The following is a 21,093-nucleotide window of genomic DNA, read 5'->3' on the forward strand; positions in this document are numbered from 1 at the left end:
CGTTTGCGTTCCCAATCAATGCGCAGGAGGCCCCCATCACACCACCACGCAAACTTACCGAACGCGCCCTTGTTCTGATGCTGGTGGCGTTATTCATCTGGCTGCCGCCGATTGTGGGGATGTTCTCGCTTGATGGCACGATACTTGGCCTGCCGATCCTGTTTGTCTATTTCTTTGCCGGATGGGCTATCCTGATTGCGCTGTGCGCCGTTCTGACCCGTGCGCTGCGCAGTGCCGCCCAGATCGAGAGGAAATAGCCCATGCTGTCCTCGGAACTGGTCATCCTTGTGTCGCTGATTTATGTCGGCCTGCTTTATGCGATTGCATGGTGGGGCGACAAGCGTGCGCGCGATGGCCATTCCTGGGTCCGCAATCCGACGGTCTATACCTTATCCATCGCGGTATATTGCACGTCATGGACGTTCTATGGCGCAGTCGGAACAGCCGCGCGCAACGGGCTTGAGTATCTGACGATTTATCTGGGCCCGACCGTGATCTTTCTCGGCTGGTGGTTTTTGCTGCGCAAGATGCTGCGCATTTCCAAGGCCCATCGCATTACCTCGATCGCTGACTTTATCTCGTCACGCTATGGCAAAAGCACCCAGCTTTCGGTCCTTGTGACCCTGATCGCGGTGATCGGCACCACGCCCTATATCGCGCTTCAGCTCAAGGCGATTGCCACCAGTTACACTGTTCTGACCGGCTGGGAATTCGGCATGGTCGAACCGGTCCGCGAAACGGTCAGCATCTTTTCCGATAGCGGCTTTTGGGCCGCGGTTGGCCTGACGCTGTTTGGCATTCTGTTTGGCACGCGCTTCATTGATGCTGACGAACATCATGAAGGCATGGTGGCCGCCATCGCCTTTGAAAGTCTGGTCAAGCTGTTTGCCCTTTTGGCCGTTGGTTTCTTTGTCTCGTTTGTGATGTATGACGGGCTTGGGGACCTGTTTGCCCAATCGGCCGAAAACGCCGATACGGCAAAGCTTCTGATGCTGCCCGAAGGGGGAAGTTCGCGCTGGCTGACGCTTATGATGCTTTCGATGGCGGCCATCCTGTGCCTGCCCCGCCAGTTTCAGGTGATCATTGTTGAAAATGTTGATGAACGTCACCTTGCCACCGCAAGCTGGGCCTTCCCGCTTTATCTGCTGGCGATGAACCTGTTTGTTCTGCCGATTGCACTGGCCGGGCTTGGTGCCCTTCCGGTCTGGTCGGACCCGGACTTCTTTGTGATTTCCGTGCCGCTGTTTGAAGACCAATCGATGCTGGCGTTACTCGCCTATGTCGGCGGCCTGTCGGCCAGTACCAGCATGGTGATTGTTGCGACCATCGCGCTTTCGACCATGGTTTGTAACGACCTGATTGTGCCGGCGCTGTTGCGTATTCGCCCGCTGCGTCTGACCGAACGCGATGATCTGACCGGGCTTTTGATCTTTATCCGGCGGGCCTCCATCGTCGTCGTGGTGTTTATGGGCTTTGCCTATTACCAGTCCGCCGGGGCCAGTGATGCGCTGGCCGAAATCGGGCTGATTTCCTTTGCCGCCATTGCCCAATTCATTCCGATCATGATTGGCGGGCTTTACTGGAAGGGCGGCACACGTACCGGCGCGCAGGTGGCACTGACCATCGGCTTTGCGGTTTGGGGCTATACCCTGTTGCTGCCATCGCTTGCCGATAGTGGCTGGATGGATCCGTCACTTATTCTCAATGGCGCGTTTGGCCATCCGTGGTTGCGCCCCGAAAGCCTGTTTGGGTTGACGGATTTTGCACCCCTGACCCATGCCCTGATCTGGTCGATTTCACTCAATACAGCAGCCTATGTATTGATCAGTCTGTTTACCGAGCCGAGCGCGCTTGAACGTATTCAGGCAACCCTGTTTGTCGATGCCTTTTCCCGCAAGGGACAGGACACCGTGATCTGGCGGTCATCGGCCTCGGCCAATGATCTTTATGAACTGGTCGAACGGTTTTTGGGCCGGGATCGTGCCTATCAGTCGTTCCGTCAGTTTGATCAAAGCATTGATCCATCCTGGCGCGGCAAGGGCGAAGCCGACGCCGACATGATTGCCTTTACCGAACGACTTTTGGCGGGCTCCATCGGGGCGGCATCGGCCCGTGTGATGGTGTCGTCTGTCGCCAAGGGCGAGATGGTCAGCCTTGATGAAGTGCTTGAGATTCTCGAAGAAACCTCGCACGTTATCGAATATTCCCAGCGCCTTGAAACCAAGTCGCGCGAACTTGAAAAAGCCGCAGCCGAACTGCGTGCCGCCAACGAACGGCTCAAGGAACTGGACCGGCTTAAGGATGAATTCCTGACCATGGTCAGCCATGAGTTCAGAACGCCGCTGACCTCAATCCGCTCATTTTCCGAAATTCTGGTCGACTCCCCGAACCTGGACCCGAAACAAGCCGATCACTTCCTTGAAATCATTGTCCGCGAAAGCGAACGCCTGACCCGCCTGATTGATGACCATCTTGACCTTGCCCGCCTTGAAGCCGGTCATTCCGACTGGCGCGCGGTCGAAGTCGATCCACGCACGGTGCTTGATGAAAGTATTGATGCGGTCAAAGGGCTGTTTGATGCCAAGGGTGTTGTTCTGACCAAGGAATATTCGCGTAATTCGGCTTTGTTGCATGTTGACCGCGATCGCCTGACACAGGTCTTTATCAATCTGCTGTCGAATGCCGCCAAATTCTCTGCCCCCGATCACCCCGAAGTATCGGTGCGCGGGGAAGCCATGGATGGCGGCTATCTGGTTTCGATCACCGATAACGGCAAGGGCGTTGCCCCGAACGAGCTTGAAATCATCTTTGACAAGTTTTCGCGCGGCGGCAAATACGCCGATGACAAACCAAAGCCATCCGGCTCCGGTCTTGGCCTCGCGATTGCCAAGCATGTTGTCGAACATTGTCAGGGCAAGATATGGGCCGAAAGTCCTGCGGGACGCGGGGCAACCTTCCGCGTGTTTATTCCCGGCACCATCATGGAAGCCATCAAGCCCGCCAAACCGGCATCCTTTGGCAGCTAACACCCCGAACAAATAAGGGCGCGCAAATTTGGCTTTGCGCGCCCTTTAATACTGCGATGAGTGCAATACTTATTTCATCGCTTATTTCATGGTGGGCATGACGAACTCAGCACCCTTGCGAATGCCGGTCGGCCAGCGCGTGGTGATGGTTTTAAGCTTGGTGTAGAAGCGAACACCTTCCGGACCATGCATGTGATGGTCGCCAAACAGCGATGCTTTCCAGCCACCAAACGAATGGAAGGCCATCGGGACCGGGATCGGTACGTTAATGCCAACCATACCGGTCTGGGTGCGTGCGGCAAATTCACGGGCGGTGTCGCCATCGCGGGTGAAGATCGCGGTGCCATTGCCATATTCGTGGTCATCAACAAGGTTGGCAGCGGTTTCGAAATCATCGGTACGCACAACCGACAGAACCGGGCCAAAGATCTCTTCCTTGTAGATGCTCATATCCGGGGTGACGTCATCAAAGAGCGTACCACCGACGAAGTAACCGTCTTCATAGCCCTGAAGCTTGATGTCACGGCCGTCCACCACCAACTTGGCACCTTCTTCGACACCCTTGTTGATATAGCCGACAACCTTGTCACGGTGGGCTGCGGTCACAAGCGGGCCCATTTCGGCCGCCGGATCAATACCCGGTGCCACGCGCAGTTCGTTGATGCGCGGAACCAGCTTTTCGATCAGGGTATCTGCGGTTTCCTTGCCAACCGGAACAGCAACCGAAATGGCCATGCAACGCTCGCCAGCCGAACCGTAAGCTGCGCCCATCAGGGCATCAACCGCCTGATCCATGTCCGCATCCGGCATGATGATCATGTGGTTTTTCGCACCACCAAGGGCCTGACAACGCTTGCCCTGCGCGGTCGCGGTTTCATAGATGTATTTGGCAATCGGGGTCGATCCGACAAAGCTGATGGCCGAAACATCCGGATCAAACAAAAGCGCATCCACTGCTTCCTTGTCACCCTGAACAACGTTGAACACACCATCGGGAAGACCGGCTTCGGTCAGCCATTCGGCCAGCAGAAGCGAGGCGGACGGATCACGTTCCGACGGTTTCAGGATAAAGCAGTTACCGCACGCAAGGGCGACCGGGAACATCCACATCGGCACCATGGCCGGGAAGTTGAAAGGCGTGATACCGGCAACGATGCCCAGCGGCTGACGGATGGAATGGCTATCAACCTTGGTGCCGACATTCTCGGTGAACTCACCTTTCAGCAGCTGCGGCGCACCGGTGGCAAATTCAACAACCTCGATCCCGCGGGTCACTTCACCCAGCGCATCGGACAGAACCTTGCCATGCTCAGCCGTGATGGCGGCAGCCAGTTCTTCGGAGCGATCTTCGAGGATGCCAAGGAACTTGTTGAGAATACGTGCACGGCGCAGCGGCGTGGTTGCGGCCCATTCGGCGGCAACGGCGGACGCGGATTCAACAGCGGCACGGACCTCGGCCTTGGATGCCAGATCAACCGTCGCACTCTGTGCGCCAGTTGCCGGATTGAAAACCGGTGCCGAACGACCGGATTTACCGGCAACGCGTTTGCCGTTGATGTAATGGGTAAGTTGGGTTGCCATTGGGTTTCTCCCGATAAACCTGATGATCAGTGGGACGATCTTAATATAAGTGGGGGTCTTCCCCCTTAATAACCTGCACCCATTATGACTATGCACAGGGATGCACATCAATTATCATTTCCGCAAATTCGATGTGCAAAAATTAAAGTCATGACAGGATCACACCCATCATGGATTGGGATCGCTTCCGCATCTTTCTGGCTGTTGCCCGCCAAGGTCAGATCCTTGCCGCTGCCCGGCAGCTTGGCCTGAACCACGCAACAGTTGGGCGCCAGCTGACCGCGCTTGAGCAGGAACTTGGCACCAAACTGATTGAACGGCGCACCACCGGATCGGACCTGACCCCGGCGGGAAGGGAATTGATGCAGGCAGCAGAGGCCGCAGAGTCGGCTTTCTTGCGTGCTGGCACCGCCGTTTCCAACCAGTCAGAGCTGATCAGCGGCACGGTCCGCGTTGGCGTCCCCGATGGATTGGGCAACTATTTTCTGGCAAGTGAGTTGGCTCACTTTGCGTCCAATCACCCGGATCTTGTGATCCAGCTTGTCCCGCTGCCACGCACATTCTCGCTATCGCAACGCGAAGCCGATATCGCCATCACGCTCGACCGACCGAAACAAGGCCGCCTGGTGATCAGTAAACTCACCGACTACACACTCAGTGTCTATGCCAGCAAATCCTATATCGAACGTTTTGGCGCGGTCAAAACCGAGGCCGATCTGACAGACCGCCTGTTTGTCACCCATATCGAAGACCTGATTTACAGCCGTGCCCTAGATTACGCCGCCCGCCTTGGCAAACTGATGAAACGCCGATTTGAATGCGGCAGCGTGGTGGCCCAGATGGAAGCTGTGCGTAACGGATACGGCATCGGTATCCTGCACGACTACGCCACCGAAGGCATCCCCGACCTCGTTCGCCTGCTGCCTGAAATCCGCTTCACCCGAAACTACTGGATGCTCCAGCACCCCGACACCAAGGATACGCGAAGTGTGGCGGCAATTGTCGATCATATAATGCGCGTCGTACGCGGGGCTCGTGATCGGTTTATCATGAGCTGAAAACACACAATTGCCGCCAAAGGCAAAGACCGGATTGCGCAAAGCGGATCGCGATCACATAGTCGTTGCGACCAGACAGACAAAACAAAAGCCCGTTCAGCATTGAACGGGCTTTTTGATCACCAAGAAGTGACAAATGGTCATTTATTTCGCCAGTCGATCTCGATCTTGGTCTGCGGTGAGAGGGTCCGCAGCTTGTCTTCGAAATAAGCCTGCATGTCCGCAAGGCTGTTTTCATCGGCCGCAGACATCGCAACTGTCAGAAACAGCGGCGTCGCCGTCAACTCGCACGCACCATTTTCAAATGCCAGAACGCCAGCATCGGGTTTGCGCAGGGTTCCCTTGACGTCTTCGCCACGGGCTTGCAGCATCATCCCCTTGAGAAAGCAAGGCGCGCCGCGCAAATAGATATCTGCAAACGCAAAGCTACCGACACCATCCTGTGCCTTTGAAGTCCGAGACACAGGGCCAGCCTCATCAACTGAAACATCCATCGGATTGACCGAAACCGGCCAAGACTCGTTCACTTTGATCGCCAGATTAGACATGTGCATCACCAATCCTGTAAGGGCGCTTCATGCGCACGGTATCCCCATACCCCTTGGACAAGCATTTCACATTGCTTAAGCACGGAACAACAATGACCTAAAGTCACTTATCGCAGATTGCTTAACAACGTCAATGCACTTTGTTCTGACAAAAATGTCCTGAATTGGGCAAGATGCAAGTCCATGCCCACTAATTTTTGATTTTTTGTTCTCAAGCCAATGAAAACAGGTAGGTGGCACATAAAACAAAGACTTTTATAGAGGCTTAGATCTGCAGTTCACATTCATGTGAGCTGCAGATGTGATAACTATCCCGCCTACCGCTTATCGCAGCCTATTCCCAGCTTAGCCCTGAACGACTTCCTGACGCTGCGCCCCCAAACCATCGATTCCCAGTTCCATCACGTCACCGGGTTTGAGGTATACTGGCGGGTTTTGCCCCATACCCACACCGGGCGGGGTGCCTGTCGAGATGATGTCACCGGGCTGCAAGCTCATGAAGCGCGAAAGATAGCTGACGACGAACGCAACACCATAGGCCATGGTTTTCGTACTGCCGTCCTGATAACGCTTGCCGTTCACATCGAGCCACATGGAAAGGTTCTGTGGATCGGCAACCTGATCACGGGTGACAAGCCACGGACCAATCGGGCCGAAGGTATCGGCACTTTTGCCCTTTACCCACTGGCCAGAATGTTCGAGCTGAAACGCGCGCTCGGAAACATCATTGATCAGGCAGTAACCTGCGACATGATCAAGCGCATCGGCTTCGTCGACATATTTGGTGTGCTTGCCAATCACCACGCCCAGTTCGACTTCCCAATCGGTTTTGGTCGAACCGCGCGGAATTTCGATCGTGTCATTCGGGCCACAAACGGCCGAAGTTGCCTTAAGGAAAATGATCGGTTCTGGCGGCAGTTCCATACCGGCTTCTTGCGCATGATCGGAATAGTTCAAACCGATGCAGATAAATTTGCCCGGCCGCCCGACACAGGCGCCAATGCGCGGATCACCCGACACGACCGGCAGGCTTTCCGGATCAAGTGCTGCAATACGTGCAAAGGTTTCATCGGAAATCGTGGTTGGATCAAGATCATCAATCACGCTGGAAAGATCGCGGATGACGCCATCCGCATCACAAAGCCCCGGTTTCTCCGCCCCGACCGGGCCATAGCGCAAAAGCTTCATGAATTCTCTCTCCTGATATCGTCACGCCGGTTCTTTCTGGGTCCTGCACCAAGCCAAGTCCTGCAAAAAGAACGATTTATTCCTCATACCTTAGTGATGTCACATCATGATCCCAAAGGGCAAGCCAATTGAGGATACATTATCCGCAGTGACCATGATGATTGTTCTCGCCCCGCAATTCGATATCATCACCGAAAAGACCACTGCGTCGAGAAAGGAAACGACAGGACATGATGGACACCCTTACCGCAGCCGACGGGCACAAGCTTGATTGTTGGTTTGAACCACCCGTTGGTGCAAGGCGCGGCGCGATTGTAATCCTGCAGGAAATCTTTGGCGTCACCGAGCAGCTCAAGGGAGTTGCACGCAAATATGCCGCCCTGGGTTACGAGGTTGCCATCCCTGCCCTGTTTGACCGGGTGGAGCGTGGTACGGTTGTGGACTTTAACGATTTTGATCGGGCCCGTGCGCTGATGATGGCGTCCGAGTTGTCAAACACCCTGATAGATATCGATGCTGCCGCCCGCGCCCTGTCTGCCAAGGGCGGCAAGGTTGGCGTGATCGGTTTTTGCTGGGGCGGCGGGTTGGCACTACGCAGCGCCCAATGTCTTGATATCGCGGCAGGTGTTTCATTCTATGGCACGCGCATCGACCAATATCTTGATAAGCCGCTGCACACGCCATTTCTTGCGCACTTCGGCATGTCTGATGGTCACGTCCCGATTGAGATGATCGAAGACGCCAAGGCAGCTTTGCCCGGCATGGAAGTACATATGTATGAAGCCGGTCATGCCTTTGCCAACGAAGCACGTCCATCCGCCTATGTCGAAGCGGCGGCCGAAGTTGCGCATGCCCGCACAGCAGAATTTCTTGCCCTTCATATCGCAGACTGACGCGACAGACCCCAGCCCTGACCCATTGGAAACACAGCCCAGATGCGTATTGCCATTCTTGATGACTATCAAAACATCGCCCTGCAGTCGGCCGACTGGACAGACGTCCAAAACCACGGCGAGATCACCGTATTTGACGATCATGTTTGCAATACAGGCGATCTGATCAGCCGCCTTGAGCCATTTGACGTTCTGTGTGTCATGCGTGAACGCACAGCTCTTACCGGTGACATTTTGCGCGCCCTTCCGAACCTGCGGCTGATTGTAACCACCGGCAAGCGCAATGACGCCATTGATGTCGCGACCGCAAGTAAACTGGGCATCACGGTTTGCGGCACAGAATCCCCATCCACGGCAACGCCCGAACTGACCTTTGCCCTGATGCTGGCACTTGCCCGCAATCTCATGGCGGAAAACGCATCGATGCGCGCTGGCGGCTGGCAAGTCGGGATCGGTCAGGACCTTGCAGGTTCGACCTTGGGGATTATCGGACTTGGGCGGTTGGGGGCAAAGGTCGCGAAGATGGCGCAGGCCTTTGACATGCATGTCTGCGCCTGGAGCGCCAACCTGACGCAGGAGCGCTGCGGCGAACTTGGCGTGACCCATATGGCAACCAAGGAAGACCTGCTGCGCACGTCGGATTTCGTCACCATCCATCAACGCCTGTCTGATCGCACTCATGGCCTGATTGGCACGAATGAGCTCAAACAGATGAAGCCAACAGCCTATCTGATCAACACATCACGCGGCCCGATCGTTGATGACACTGCCCTGATTGACGCGCTCAACAGCGGCGAGATTGCCGGTGCGGCACTCGATGTTTACGACAAGGAACCACTGCCCGTATCGCATCCGCTGCGCCATTGTGATGGCCTTTTGCTAAGCCCGCATCTTGGCTATGTCACCCGCAACACCTGGAACGTGTTTTACGGCCAGACGGTCGAGGCCGTTTTGGCCTGGCACAGCGGCAAGCCGATCCGGGTCATAGAGCCTTGAGAAGCGAAACTTTGATTGTATAGGGAAACTCAGATCGCAGAATGTTTGCGATAGCCCGGTGCAAACAGAAGCCTGGCCGATGTGATGCCGGTGTTATTTTCCCAAGTGGTACGTTCCATCAGGAAAAGCGATGTGCCTGGATCGGTGCGCAGCACCTTGGCCTCTGCCGCGCTGGCATTGACGGCGGAAAAATAGATATCGCCGCGGGTATAGGGCGCATGCAACACCAGCCATTCATTGGCGCTGATTTTTTCAAGATCGGCATCAAGGATCGTCGGCGTTGCAGCAATCGACACCCAGCGATCTTCAAACATGAACGGTTTGCCATCGGCCAGATGGAGCGAGGTGATATGCAGCATATCGCTTTCGGCCGTGACACCCAGATTGGCACAGATCTCAGGCGGCGGTGTGCGCCGTTCGCTAAACAGCAGGCCATAGGCATATTTCTGCCCGCGCCCTTCGATCTCAAGCCTGATGACCGGAATATCAAGCTTGGCGCGCCGCACCGGGTGTGCAGCGACCCGCGTGCCGGCCTTCCGCCTGCGATCGAGGAACCCTTCGGATGCCAGTTCACGCAGCGCACGGTTCACCGTCGCACGCGCACAGCCAAGTTGCTCGGCAAGTTCGACTTCCTTGGGGATCAGGTCGCCGGGTTTCCACTCACGGGTATGAATGCGGCGCAAAACCTCGTCATGGACGGATTGCCAGCTTTGCTGTTCCAGGCTGTTCACACTGCTTCCTTGAGTTGTTCCATCACCTTGCGATACCGGTTGGTGATCGCGTCATGGGCGATGTGGCGGCCCTCGGTCACAACATGGCGACCGGCCGACCAGACATCACGCACCATGCGATCATCTCCGGCAAAGATATATGTATCGAGGATCGTATCGCCTGTCCGACCGATCAGGTCAACCGCCGAACCATCCAGCGCCATCAAATCGGCCAGTGCACCAACTTCGATCCGGCCTGAATCGCGCCCGGCGGCCTGTGCGCCGCCCTTGGCCGCTGCGTCATAAATGCGACGTGCGGTCGATTTTTGTTCGGTTGCCAAAGCCGCGCGGGAATTATCGCGCAGGCGCTGGCTGTATTCGAGGGTCCGCAATTCTTCCGACAGCGAAATGCGGATATTGGAATCCGATCCCACACCAATCACGCCACCGGCATTCATATAACGAACGCCATCAAAGATACCATCGCCCAGACTGCTTTCGGTGATTGGGCAAAGACCGGCCACAGCGCCGGTTTTGGCCAGCTCAAGTGTTTCGTGTTCTTCCATCTGGGTGCAGTGGATCAAACACCAGTTCGCATTCACATCGGCATTTTCAAGCAGCCATTCCGTCGGGCGCTTGCCCCAGCTTTCGCGCACTTCATCCACTTCGGCCAGTTGTTCGGCCAGATGCATGTGGATCGGTCCGTCCTTGGATAGAAGACTGGTCGCAAGCAGATCTTCGCGGCCAACGGCACGCAAGGAATGTGGCGCGACTCCCATCACCGTATCCGCGGGCAGTTTTTTGATCGCGCGAACGGATTCCTCATACAATTTGATAAACTGGTCGGGATCATTGCCAAAACGGATTTGACCGGGACCGAGCGGGCGCTTGTCACAGCCGCCATATTGATAATGCACCGGCAGAAGCGTCAGGCCGATGCCGGTGATTTCGGTCGCGGCGGCAATGCGTTCGGCCATCTCGGCGATATTGTCATACAAATGCCCGCCGGGACGGTGATGCAGGTAATGGAACTCTGTATTATTGGCATACCCGGCCTCCAGCATTTCCATCTGAACGAAGGCCGCGATCGCCTCGACATGGTCCGGGGTCAGCTGATCAAGGAAACGGAACATCAGTTGCCGCCAGGTCCAGAAGGTATCGCGTGGATCGGGGCCGCGCCGTTCGGTCAGGCCGGCCATGGAGCGTTGGAACGCGTGGCTATGCAGGTTTGAAATCGCCGGAAGAAGGATATCGGTTTTGCTGGTGGCATCTGATGCCGCCTCAGAATCGGCCTGAATCGCAGCAATTCTGCCATTCTCATCAATCTCGATCCGGACATTGCGCTGCCAGCCTGATGTCGTAAGTGCCTGATTTGCCCAAAGAACCTTCATTGCCTCTACCCGTCTTGACAGAAATATTATGTACGTACATATTATCTTTAATAACAAACTTATCAAGGGGTGATGCTTCGCGATGCTGCTTCGAAACGCAAAAATCGTCACGATTGAGGATCAGGACAGTTATGGCCTGATCGAGTGCGGCGCGATTGCCATCAAGGACGGTCTGATCGATTGGGTTGGCGCGGATGACGCCATCCCGGCCGAATATCTTGCAGGTCCAGTGCGTGACCTTGAAGGTCGCCTGATCACCCCGGCCCTGATTGATTGCCACACCCATGTTGTCCATGGCGGCGACCGCGCGGTTGAGTTTGAAATGCGCCTGAAGGGTGCAAGCTATGAAGAAGTTGCGCGTGCTGGCGGCGGCATTGTTTCGACCGTGAAGGCGACCCGCGAAGCATCGATTGCGGATCTTCTGACATCCGCCCTGCCGCGCGTGGATGCGCTGCTGGCAGAGGGCGTGTCGGTGATCGAGGTCAAGTCGGGTTACGGCCTTGATCGCGAGACCGAGCTTAATATGCTGCGCGCAGCCCGCATGATTGCCGATCATCGCAATGTGCGGATCAAGACCACCTTCCTTGGCGCCCATGCGGTGCCGGTTGAATATAAAGACAACCCGGACGGCTATATTGATGAGGTCTGCATCCCGGCCCTGAAAGCCGCCCACGCTGAAGGACTGGTCGACGCCGTTGACGGGTTCTGCGAAGGCATTGCCTTTAACACCGATCAAATCAAACGCGTGTTTGACGTTGCCCGCGCGCTTGGCATTCCGGTCAAACTCCATGCCGAACAGCTATCAAACATCGGCGGCACCAAACTGGCCGCCGAATATGGGGCGATGTCGGTCGATCATATTGAATACGCCACCGAAGAAGACGCGATCGCCATGGCCAAGTCTGGCTCCGTCGCGGTACTTCTGCCCGGTGCGTTTTACACCCTGCATGAAACCCAGCTGCCGCCGATTGACGCATTCCGCAAGCACGGCGTGCCGATGGCGATTGCGACCGACTGCAATCCCGGCTCATCGCCACTGGCATCAATCCTTTTGACCATGAACATGTCCTGCACCCTGTTCCGCCTGACGCCCGAAGAGGCACTTGTTGGCGCGACCGCCCATGCGGCGCGTGCCCTTGGCCTTTCTGATACCGGGCGGATCAAAGTAGGCCTGCGGGCGGATCTTGCCATCTGGAATGCCAAACACCCGGCCGAGCTTGCATACCGCATCGGGTTCAACCCGCTGTTCGAACGCATTGTTGGCGGTGAAAGCACCGCCGCCTGAGCCCAAAGATAACTGCGCCACCGGATCAACATGTGACCTTAAGGATAGATTATGACTGTCACCCTTATCCCCGCTTCGGTCAAACTGGCAGAGCTTGAACGCATCTGGCGTGATCAGGTCGCAGTCAAACTCGATCCCGCGGCCCGCGACGGTGTTGAAGCGGCACACGCAATGGTGCGCAAAGCGGCCGACGGCAGCGATGCGGTATATGGCGTGAATACCGGCTTTGGCAAACTGGCCTCGGTCAAGATTGCCCCGGAAGATACCGAAACCCTGCAACGCAACCTGATCCTCAGCCATTGCTGTGGCGTGGGTGAGCCGCTTGATATCGCGACCACCCGTTTGATGATGGCGTTGAAGTTGCTGTCGCTTGGGCGCGGTGCATCTGGTGTGCGTTGGGATCTGATCGAACTGATCGAAGGCATGCTGGCCAAGGGTGTTGCCCCCGTCGTCCCGTCGCAAGGATCGGTTGGCGCATCGGGCGATCTGGCCCCGCTGGCGCATATGGCAGCCGTTATGATCGGTGCGGGCGAAGCCATCTATGACGGTAAAACCCTTCCGGGTGGCGAGGCACTGGCAAAGGCCGGCCTGACCCCGGTGGTGCTCGGCCCGAAAGAGGGCCTGGCGCTGATCAACGGTACGCAGTTTTCCACCGCCTGCGCGCTGGTCGGGCTGTTTTCGGCCTGGCGCAATGCGGCAAGTTCGATTGTGACGTCGTCGCTTTCGACCGATGCCATCATGGGATCGACCGCCCCGCTGGTCGATGAAATCCATACGCTTCGCGGTCATCCGGGTCAGATCAATGTCGCGCGTGCGATGCGCGATCTGATGACCGGATCGGAAATCCGCGAAAGCCACCGCGAAGGCGATACCCGCGTTCAGGACCCCTATTGCATCCGCTGCCAACCGCAAGTCACCGGGGCGGCGATGGATTTGCTGCGCTTTGCCGGTCAGACGCTTGAGATCGAAGCCAATGCCGTCACCGACAACCCGCTGGTTCTGAAAGAAGACGGCCGCATTGTTTCGGGTGGTAACTTCCATGCCGAGCCGGTGGCCTTTGCCGCCGATCAGATCGCGCTTGCGGTTGCCGAGATCGGCGCGATTGCCCAGCGCCGTGTCGCGCTGATGGTCGATCCGACCCTGTCACATGATTTGCCGCCGTTCCTGACCCCGGAGCCCGGCCTGAATTCCGGTCTGATGATTGCCGAGGTTACAACGGCAGCGCTGATGAGTGAAAACAAGCATCTGGCCAATCCGTGTTCGACCGATAGCACGCCGACCAGCGCCAATCAGGAAGACCATGTGTCGATGGCGGCCCACGGCGCACGACGACTGGCACGGATGAATGCCAACCTTTCCTACATCCTTGGTGTCGAGCTGATCTGTGCCGCACAGGGCGTTGAATTCCGTGCCCCGCTTAAGACCAGCCCGGGGCTGCTCAATGTTTTGAAATCGGTTCGTGCCGACATCCCGACCGTCAAGGAAGACCGCTACATGGCGCCGGATCTGGCGAAGGCCGCCGAACTTGTCACTGGCGGCACACTTGTAGATGCCGCCAAGCTTTCGGGCTTTGTCGTCGGGGAGGCAGCGTAACCATGACCGATCCGGTTGAAATCAAACGCGGCGATAGCCCGATTGTTCTGGGGCTGCCCCATACTGGTACTTATGTGCCCGATGACATTGCCGCAAAGCTGAATGATCGTGGCCGTGAACTGGCCGATACCGATTGGCATATTCATACCCTTTATGACGGGTTGCTGGATGGTGTGACGACGGTGCGTGCGACGTTCCATCGTTATGTGATTGATGCCAACCGCGATCCCGAAGGGGTTAGCCTTTATCCCGGTCAGAACACCACCACCCTTGTGCCGCTGACCGATTTTGACGGCGAAAATATCTGGGACGTTGCCCCGACCGAGGATGACATCGCCTATCGGGCGGCAACCTTCCACGCGCCCTATCATCAGGCACTGGCAGCCGAGCTTGAGCGCGTGCGCGCCAAACACGGTGTGGCGATCCTTTATGATTGCCATTCGATCCGCTCGCACATTCCGTTCCTGTTTGACGGGACCCTGCCGGACTTCAATATCGGCACCAATCTGGGCACGACATGCGATCCGATGATCGAGACGCTGACCTCGGAAATCTGTTCGCAGGCCCAAGGATACAGTGCGGTTCTGAACGGTCGTTTCAAGGGTGGCTGGACCACCCGCCATTACGGCCGCCCGGAGATCAATCAACACGCCATCCAGATGGAACTGGCACAATCCACCTATCTGACGGCCGAGGAAGCTCCTTGGTCCTATGACGAAAGCCGTGCAGCAAAACTGCGCACGCATCTTACCGAAATCCTGAAGACACTGGCCGATTTGGCCCCAGCACTAAGAGGCAAGTCATGACCAACAATCCGCGTCACAACCAGCGTGATATCTATCCCGATACCGGGAGCAAAATCTCGGCGAAAAGCTGGCTGACCGAAGCGCCGATGCGCATGTTGATGAACAACCTGCATCCCGATGTTGCCGAAAACCCGCATGAGCTGGTTGTTTATGGCGGCATTGGCCGGGCAGCGCGTACCTGGAAGGATTTCGATCAGATCGTTGCCAGCCTGAAGGAACTTGAAGATGACCAGACCCTTCTGGTGCAGTCGGGCAAGCCGGTTGGCGTATTCCGCACCCACAAGGACGCGCCGCGCGTTCTGATTGCGAACTCCAACCTTGTGCCGCATTGGGCCAACTGGGACCATTTCAACGAACTCGATAAAAAGGGTCTGGCGATGTATGGCCAGATGACGGCGGGTTCGTGGATCTATATCGGGTCACAGGGCATCGTTCAGGGCACCTATGAAACCTTTGTCGAGGCAGGCCGCCAGCATTATGCCGGTGACCTTACAGGCAAATGGATCCTGACCGGTGGCCTTGGCGGCATGGGTGGCGCACAGCCACTGGCCGCTGTGATGGCCGGTGCATGCTGTTTGGCGGTTGAGTGCGATGAAACCCGTGCGGACTTCCGCCTGCGTACCCGTTATGTCGATGAGAAAACCCATTCGCTTGATGAAGCGCTTGAAATGATCGAGCGCTGGACCAAGGCAGGCGAAGCCAAGTCCGTTGCCCTGATCGGCAATGCGGCCGATGTCTTCCCGGAACTGGTCAAGCGCGGCGTTCGCCCGGATATCGTGACTGATCAGACATCAGCACATGACCCGGTACATGGGTATCTTCCGCAGGGTTGGACCGTTGCCGAATGGCGTGAAAAGCAGGAATCCGATCCCAAGGCTGTCTCCAAGGCCGCACGCGCATCGATGCGCGTTCAGGTCGAAGCCATGGTTGCCTTCCACGAGGCGGGCATCCCGACGGTCGATTACGGCAACAACATCCGTCAGATGGCGCTTGAAGAAGGGTTCGAAAACGCCTTCGCTTTCCCGGGCTTTGTTCCGGCCTATATCCGCCCGCTGTTCTGCAAGGGCATCGGTCCGTTCCGCTGGGCGGCCCTTTCGGGTGATCCCGAGGACATCTACAAGACCGACCAGAAGGTCAAGGAACTGATCCCCGATGATCCGCACCTGCATAACTGGCTGGATATGGCGCGCGAACGCATTTCGTTCCAGGGCCTGCCGGCACGTATTTGCTGGGTCGGTCTGGGACAGCGCCATCGTCTGGGTATGGCGTTCAACGAAATGGTCAAGAATGGTGAACTGAAAGCCCCGGTCGTCATCGGGCGTGACCATCTTGACAGTGGTTCGGTTGCAAGCCCGAACCGCGAAACCGAAGCCATGAAAGATGGCTCGGATGCGGTCAGTGACTGGCCGTTGCTTAATGCGCTGCTCAATACTGCGTCCGGGGCAACCTGGGTATCGCTGCATCATGGCGGCGGTGTTGGAATGGGCTTCTCGCAGCATTCCGGCATGGTGATTTGTTGTGACGGCACAGAAGATGCCGCACGAAGGGTCGAACGCGTCCTTTGGAACGATCCGGCAACCGGTGTGATGCGTCATGCGGATGCAGGATATGACATCGCACTGGATTGCGCCCGGGAACACGGGCTGAACCTGCCCGGGATTCTCGGCAAGTAATTAAAACTCACGCGTGGGGGCAGTGACGACTGCCCCTGCACCGCCCTTTTGGGGTACAATCAAGGAGGCTTCTTAACATGAAAAGACGTGAATTTCTGACCGCCGGTGTTGCCGGCGCAGGTGCAGCGGCCGCTGCAACATTCGCAACCCCTGCCATTGCACAGGACAAGCGCCAGTGGAACATGGTCACCGCATGGCCGAAAAACCTGCCTGGGCCGGGTGTGGCTGCGCAGAAACTGGCAGACCGTATCACCACACTTTCGGGTGGTCGTCTGGAAGTGAAACTTCATGCCGCGGGCGAACTGGTTCCGGGCAATGGTGTGTTTGATGCCGTTGCCGAAGGTACGGCCGAGATTTATCACGCGGTTCCGGCATACTGGGGTTCAAAATCCAAAGGTATCCTTCTGTTTGGTTCGCAGCCGTTTGGCCTGCGTGCCGATGAACAGGTTGGCTGGCTGAACTATGGTGGCGGTCAGGAACTGTATGACGAAATCTATGGTCAGTTCGGGCTGAAGCCGTTCCTGTGCGGTAACTCCGGCCCGCAGTGGGCAGGTTGGTTCCGCAACGAAATCAACTCGGTCGATGACCTTAAGGGCCTGAAATTCCGCACCACCGGTCTGGCATCGGAGATGTGCTCGAAACTTGGTATGGCGGTTCAGGCCATGGGCGGTCGTGACATGTTCCAGGCACTTCAGTCTGGTGCGCTTGACGCCGGTGAGTTCATCGGCCCGTGGAGTGACAGCGCACTTGGCTTCTATCAGGTTGCCAAGAACTACTACTGGCCGGGTGTTGGCGAGCCGTCCTCGGCCGAGGAATGTGCGGTGAATGCCAAGGCCTATGCCGATCTTCCTGATGACCTGAAAGCCGTCGTCAAGTTCGCGGCAGACAGCCTTTATAACGAAGTCTGGACCGAGTACGAGACCAAGCACGCCATGGCCCTGAAACAGCTTGTTGCAGAACAGGGTGTTCAGGTCCGTAAGCTTCCGGACGAAGTTGTTGAAGCCATGGCCAAAGCCGGTGCCGAGGTGATTGCAGAGCTTCGCGAAAGCGACGATGCACTGACCAAAAAGGTCACCGAAAGCTTTGTTGCCTATCGTGACCTGATCGGTGGTTACATGACCTATGCCGATAACGGTCAGATGAATGCACGCGCCAAAGCGCTTGGCTTCTGATAAACACTGAAACCGACGCTGGCACGTCCAGCGTCGGTTTTTCTTTCAGGCGTGCCTTTCACGGGGAGATGTCATGCAACGCCTTGCTGATGCACTTGACCAGATAAACCACTGGACCGGGATGACCGTGCGCTGGTTCGCACTTCTGATGGTTCTGTTGCAGTTTACCGTGGTCTTGCTGCGCTATGTTTTCGGGTTCAGTTCAATCGCGCTTAATGAAAGCGTTCTGTATTTGCATGCCGCTTTGTTCATGTTGGGGGCGGGCTATACGCTGTTGGTTGATGGCCATGTCCGGGTGGACATTTTCTATGCCGCAGCCACCGACAAGACCAAGGCGCGGATCGATGCGTTTGGCTACGTGGTTCTGGCAATCCCGTCGATGGCAGCCCTGCTGTATTGGACCTGGCCATCAGTGATCAATTCGATCTCGATGATGGAAGGGGCAATTTCGGTAGGGGGCATTCCGGCCGTGTGGTTTTTGAAATCCCTGATCCCGGCCTTTTGCATTCTGTTGATTATCCAGTCCGTCGCCTGCTTGCTCAGGCAGGTGGTTTTGCTGCGCGGCAATGTTGAAGATCAAGGCGGTGCGAAGTGATGGAATATCTTGATCTTTTGATGTTTGCCGCCCTGATGGGCTGCATCCTTTTGGGTTTTCCGGTGTCATTTTCGATTGCCGGAACGGCGGTGATTTTCGGCTATCTCGGCTGGGTCACCGATACGATGAATATCGGCCTGATGGGCGCATTCGGCCAGCGCGTGTTTGGCACGCTGACCAATGATGTTCTGATCGCTATTCCGCTTTTTGTCGTTATGGGTGTCGTCCTTGAACGGTCGCGCATTGCCGAAGATTTGCTCCATACCATGGGCCGACTGTTTGGTCAGTTGCGCGGCGGTTTGGGTATTTCGGTGGTTCTGGTGGGGGCGCTACTCGCGGCCTCAACCGGGATTGTCGGGGCCACCGTGATTGCCATGGGCATGATTGCCCTGCCAACCATGTTGCGCACCGGCTATAACCCGAAAATGGCATCGGGTCTTGTCTGCACGGCAGGTACATTGGGCCAGATTATCCCGCCCTCGACGCTTTTGATCATTCTGTCGGACGTGATGTCGTCGGCCTATCAGCAGGCGCAATATGAACAGGGCAAGTTCACGATTGAAACCATTTCGGTCGGGCAGATTTTTGCCGGTGCGCTGATCCCGGGCCTGACGCTGGTGGCGATTTATATCATCTATATCCTGCTGCGCGGGCTGATACGCCCGGCCGACATGCCACCGGTGCAAAGTGATGATGGCCGCCCAAGTGTGGGCGAAGTGGTGGGCGCAGTTTTGCCACCAGTGCTTCTGATCATTGCTGTGCTGGGTGCCATTCTGGGCGGGGTTGCCACCCCGACGGAGGCAGCATCAGTCGGCGCGATTGGCGCGATCCTGATGGCCGGTGTCCGTCAGGGGGCGAACCGCAATCTGGTTCTGACCGGAACCGTGGCACTTTTGATTCTGGCGATCATGGCCGGTGTCGCGCCGGTGCGTTTCCAGCGCAGTGACCTGACCGGTATTGATTATGCCCTGGGCGCTGGTTATGTGGCGCTGGCTGTTGTCGGGATCGTCGCGATCCTCGCCTGCCTGCGTCAGGCATGGAAAGCCGACATTCTGAAATCGGCCCTGACATCGACCATGACGGTCAGTTCAATGATCTTTGCCACCATCCTGACGGCCAGCATGTTCTCGCTGGTGTTTATCGGGCTGGGCGGCGAAGACCATGTCGAGGAAATCCTTGAATCGATGCCCGGTGGTCCGACAGGGGCGCTGATCTTCTGTATGGCGTTGATCTTTGTGTTGGGCTTCTTCCTTGATTTCGTGGAAATCACGGTGATCCTGCTGCCGCTGATTGCGCCGGGCCTGATCATGATGGGGCACGATCCGGTGTGGCTGGCGATCCTGATTGCGATCAACCTACAGACATCGTTCTTAACGCCACCATTCGGCTTCTCGCTGTTTTACCTGCGCAGTGCCGCCCCGCCGGAAATCACCACCGGCCAGATTTATCAGGGTGTGGTGCCGTTCATCGCGCTTCAGCTGTTTGGCATTTTCGTGATCTGGCTGTGGCCGTCACTCGCCAACTGGCTGCCAAGCGTGGTGTTCTGAGGAATCAATGTTACCGTTTGCAGTGAGGGAGAAACGCTCCCCCACTGCAAATCCTCGGCTGTTAATGATCGTATTGGGCAGCAAGAAACCGATCAACTTGTTCGTCAGGTGCCGTCGCAACGTCAACGTGTTTCTTGCCAGTATTGATTTCAGAGATACGACCCTGGTTTGTATCCCAGAAACTGGCAATCGTGTGTTGGCGGAAACCTCGGCGAAGAAGCCCCTTAATTACGGCGACTTCAGAGATCGAAGGGTCGAAACGGCTTCGCGTGTCTTCACTTACAAAAGGCATTTGAGCCTCCTCATTGTATTAAGGACATTGTAAACGAGGCCACTTTTCAGTAAGATCACATTGTTGAAGTGGGATCTGGACCTCGCATGAGTTGCTCCAGAGCGTGGTAACAATTGTGAGTTGTTACCACGCATTCCCTAGCTACGCGGAGCAAACGCGCTAGGGCTAATATCTTCTTTGTTTCACTTAGCCTCCTCGGATTTCAGCATCCATATACCTTGTTCAGAAATCAGTACCCCTTCGTTCTTCAGTCGGGACAACTGAGGGGACAAACTCTCACGAAGCAACTCTCTTCCCGTAGTTTCGGTATAGAGCTCGAGTATTTGCTTTGCAGTGGCCCCTTTTGGGAACTCTTCAGCCAAAGCCCCCTTTACGAAGTCTTTTATCGTTCCATCTTGCTTGGAGGGAGCAGACGTTTTCTCAGCTTCGATGGACGGGGAAAGCTGGTCAATCGCTTTGCTGAGCGCGTTTAAACTGTCTTTAACGCTTTGAACAGCTTCTTCAGCTTGCTTGAGTTCACGCTCAGCATTTCCGAGTTTATTTTCCAATTTCCCCTTTTCTTGGATCAGAAATTTTCGAGTTTCTTCAAGCTCGTCCATTGTCGCCTCTCTTTTCAGTTCATCAATCCTACCACCACAACAGAGTAGAACTCAATAAAAAACTCAAAAAATAAGTTTAACACGTTAAAATTGAGATGAATTTTGCTGAGTCCGACTGAGTCATCCCACTTAACATATTG

General features: G+C 56.2%; 19 protein-coding genes. 12 read left to right on the forward strand and 7 right to left on the reverse strand.

Translation table 11 applies throughout. The annotated features are described in order from the left end of the window. The first annotated feature begins 77 nt into the window (after positions 1-77). On the forward strand, positions 78-257 hold the full coding sequence (locus tag AC5Q5A_RS08630) for a hypothetical protein (protein ID WP_063089075.1): 180 nt from the start codon (positions 78-80) through the stop codon (positions 255-257). Positions 258-260: 3 nt separating this feature from the next. Further along, positions 261-3,026 carry an ATP-binding protein gene (locus tag AC5Q5A_RS08635; protein ID WP_493894981.1) on the forward strand — a complete coding sequence of 922 codons (2,766 nt, stop codon included), beginning with the start codon at positions 261-263 and terminating at the stop codon, positions 3,024-3,026. Between the two features lie 81 nt (positions 3,027-3,107). On the opposite strand, the gene AC5Q5A_RS08640 is transcribed toward AC5Q5A_RS08635, so the two are convergent. Next, the gene (locus AC5Q5A_RS08640) at positions 3,108-4,607 is read right to left on the reverse strand and encodes a CoA-acylating methylmalonate-semialdehyde dehydrogenase (protein WP_493894982.1); all 1,500 of its coding nucleotides are present in this window, start codon (positions 4,605-4,607) and stop codon (positions 3,108-3,110) included. Between the two features lie 170 nt (positions 4,608-4,777). On the opposite strand from AC5Q5A_RS08640, the gene AC5Q5A_RS08645 reads away from it, so the two are divergent. Beyond that, the gene (locus AC5Q5A_RS08645) at positions 4,778-5,665 is read left to right on the forward strand and encodes a LysR family transcriptional regulator (protein ID WP_493894983.1); all 888 of its coding nucleotides are present in this window, start codon (positions 4,778-4,780) and stop codon (positions 5,663-5,665) included. A 140-nt stretch (positions 5,666-5,805) separates the two neighbouring features. On the opposite strand, the gene AC5Q5A_RS08650 is transcribed toward AC5Q5A_RS08645, so the two are convergent. Together AC5Q5A_RS08650 and AC5Q5A_RS08655 are read right to left on the reverse strand one after the other, a co-directional pair. Next, positions 5,806-6,192 (reverse strand): DUF2218 domain-containing protein, encoded by a 387-nt coding sequence (locus AC5Q5A_RS08650; protein ID WP_493894984.1) that lies wholly within the window; start codon positions 6,190-6,192, stop codon positions 5,806-5,808. A gap of 366 nt (positions 6,193-6,558) precedes the next feature. Then, the gene (locus tag AC5Q5A_RS08655; protein WP_008889967.1) at positions 6,559-7,401 is read right to left on the reverse strand and encodes a fumarylacetoacetate hydrolase family protein; all 843 of its coding nucleotides are present in this window, start codon (positions 7,399-7,401) and stop codon (positions 6,559-6,561) included. 230 nt (positions 7,402-7,631) lie between these two features. Here AC5Q5A_RS08655 and AC5Q5A_RS08660 point away from each other — a divergent pair, with 230 nt between their 5' ends. Both AC5Q5A_RS08660 and AC5Q5A_RS08665 read left to right on the forward strand, forming a co-directional pair. Then, the gene (locus AC5Q5A_RS08660; RefSeq protein ID WP_493894985.1) at positions 7,632-8,294 is read left to right on the forward strand and encodes a dienelactone hydrolase family protein; all 663 of its coding nucleotides are present in this window, start codon (positions 7,632-7,634) and stop codon (positions 8,292-8,294) included. A 42-nt stretch (positions 8,295-8,336) separates the two neighbouring features. Beyond that, a complete protein-coding gene (locus AC5Q5A_RS08665) occupies positions 8,337-9,290 on the forward strand; it encodes a D-2-hydroxyacid dehydrogenase family protein (RefSeq protein WP_493894986.1) in 954 nt (317 codons plus the stop codon). A gap of 29 nt (positions 9,291-9,319) precedes the next feature. On the opposite strand, the gene hutC is transcribed toward AC5Q5A_RS08665, so the two are convergent. Together hutC and AC5Q5A_RS08675 are read right to left on the reverse strand one after the other, a co-directional pair. Then, the gene (hutC, locus tag AC5Q5A_RS08670) at positions 9,320-10,021 is read right to left on the reverse strand and encodes a histidine utilization transcriptional repressor HutC (protein ID WP_008889957.1); all 702 of its coding nucleotides are present in this window, start codon (positions 10,019-10,021) and stop codon (positions 9,320-9,322) included. Further along, the gene (locus AC5Q5A_RS08675; protein WP_493894987.1) at positions 10,018-11,391 is read right to left on the reverse strand and encodes a formimidoylglutamate deiminase; all 1,374 of its coding nucleotides are present in this window, start codon (positions 11,389-11,391) and stop codon (positions 10,018-10,020) included. Before AC5Q5A_RS08675 ends, hutC begins: the two co-directional genes overlap by 4 nt. An 82-nt stretch (positions 11,392-11,473) precedes the next feature. On the opposite strand from AC5Q5A_RS08675, the gene hutI reads away from it, so the two are divergent. The 7 genes from hutI to AC5Q5A_RS08710 all read left to right on the forward strand — a co-directional run bounded on the left by hutI (position 11,474) and on the right by AC5Q5A_RS08710 (position 20,062). Beyond that, entirely contained in the window at positions 11,474-12,676 is a 1,203-nt protein-coding gene (hutI, locus tag AC5Q5A_RS08680) for an imidazolonepropionase (protein ID WP_493894988.1), read from the forward strand. 51 nt (positions 12,677-12,727) lie between these two features. Then, positions 12,728-14,269, forward strand: a complete 1,542-nt coding sequence (hutH, locus tag AC5Q5A_RS08685) for a histidine ammonia-lyase (protein ID WP_493894989.1) — start codon at positions 12,728-12,730, stop codon at positions 14,267-14,269. Between the two features lie 2 nt (positions 14,270-14,271). Next, positions 14,272-15,075: an N-formylglutamate deformylase gene (gene hutG, locus AC5Q5A_RS08690; protein ID WP_493894990.1), complete on the forward strand. Its 804-nt coding sequence runs from the start codon at positions 14,272-14,274 to the stop codon at positions 15,073-15,075. Next, positions 15,072-16,748: a urocanate hydratase gene (gene hutU, locus AC5Q5A_RS08695; protein ID WP_493894991.1), complete on the forward strand. Its 1,677-nt coding sequence runs from the start codon at positions 15,072-15,074 to the stop codon at positions 16,746-16,748. Before hutG ends, hutU begins: the two co-directional genes overlap by 4 nt. A gap of 77 nt (positions 16,749-16,825) precedes the next feature. Continuing rightward, on the forward strand, positions 16,826-17,920 hold the full coding sequence (locus tag AC5Q5A_RS08700) for a TRAP transporter substrate-binding protein (protein ID WP_063089089.1): 1,095 nt from the start codon (positions 16,826-16,828) through the stop codon (positions 17,918-17,920). Positions 17,921-17,993: 73 nt separating this feature from the next. Then, positions 17,994-18,515: a TRAP transporter small permease subunit gene (locus AC5Q5A_RS08705; protein ID WP_008889950.1), complete on the forward strand. Its 522-nt coding sequence runs from the start codon at positions 17,994-17,996 to the stop codon at positions 18,513-18,515. Beyond that, complete coding sequence (locus AC5Q5A_RS08710; RefSeq protein ID WP_493894992.1) at positions 18,515-20,062, forward strand: TRAP transporter large permease; 1,548 nt, start codon at positions 18,515-18,517, stop codon at positions 20,060-20,062. Before AC5Q5A_RS08705 ends, AC5Q5A_RS08710 begins: the two co-directional genes overlap by 1 nt. 61 nt (positions 20,063-20,123) lie before the next feature. Here AC5Q5A_RS08710 and AC5Q5A_RS08715 read toward each other — a convergent pair whose 3' ends face one another. Together AC5Q5A_RS08715 and AC5Q5A_RS08720 are read right to left on the reverse strand one after the other, a co-directional pair. Further along, a complete protein-coding gene (locus tag AC5Q5A_RS08715) occupies positions 20,124-20,354 on the reverse strand; it encodes a hypothetical protein (RefSeq protein ID WP_493894993.1) in 231 nt (76 codons plus the stop codon). 182 nt (positions 20,355-20,536) lie between these two features. Continuing rightward, the gene (locus AC5Q5A_RS08720; RefSeq protein WP_493894994.1) at positions 20,537-20,953 is read right to left on the reverse strand and encodes a hypothetical protein; all 417 of its coding nucleotides are present in this window, start codon (positions 20,951-20,953) and stop codon (positions 20,537-20,539) included. Positions 20,954-21,093: the final 140 nt, after the last annotated feature.

It is taken from the genome of Thalassospira sp. CA1 (assembly GCF_059052855.1).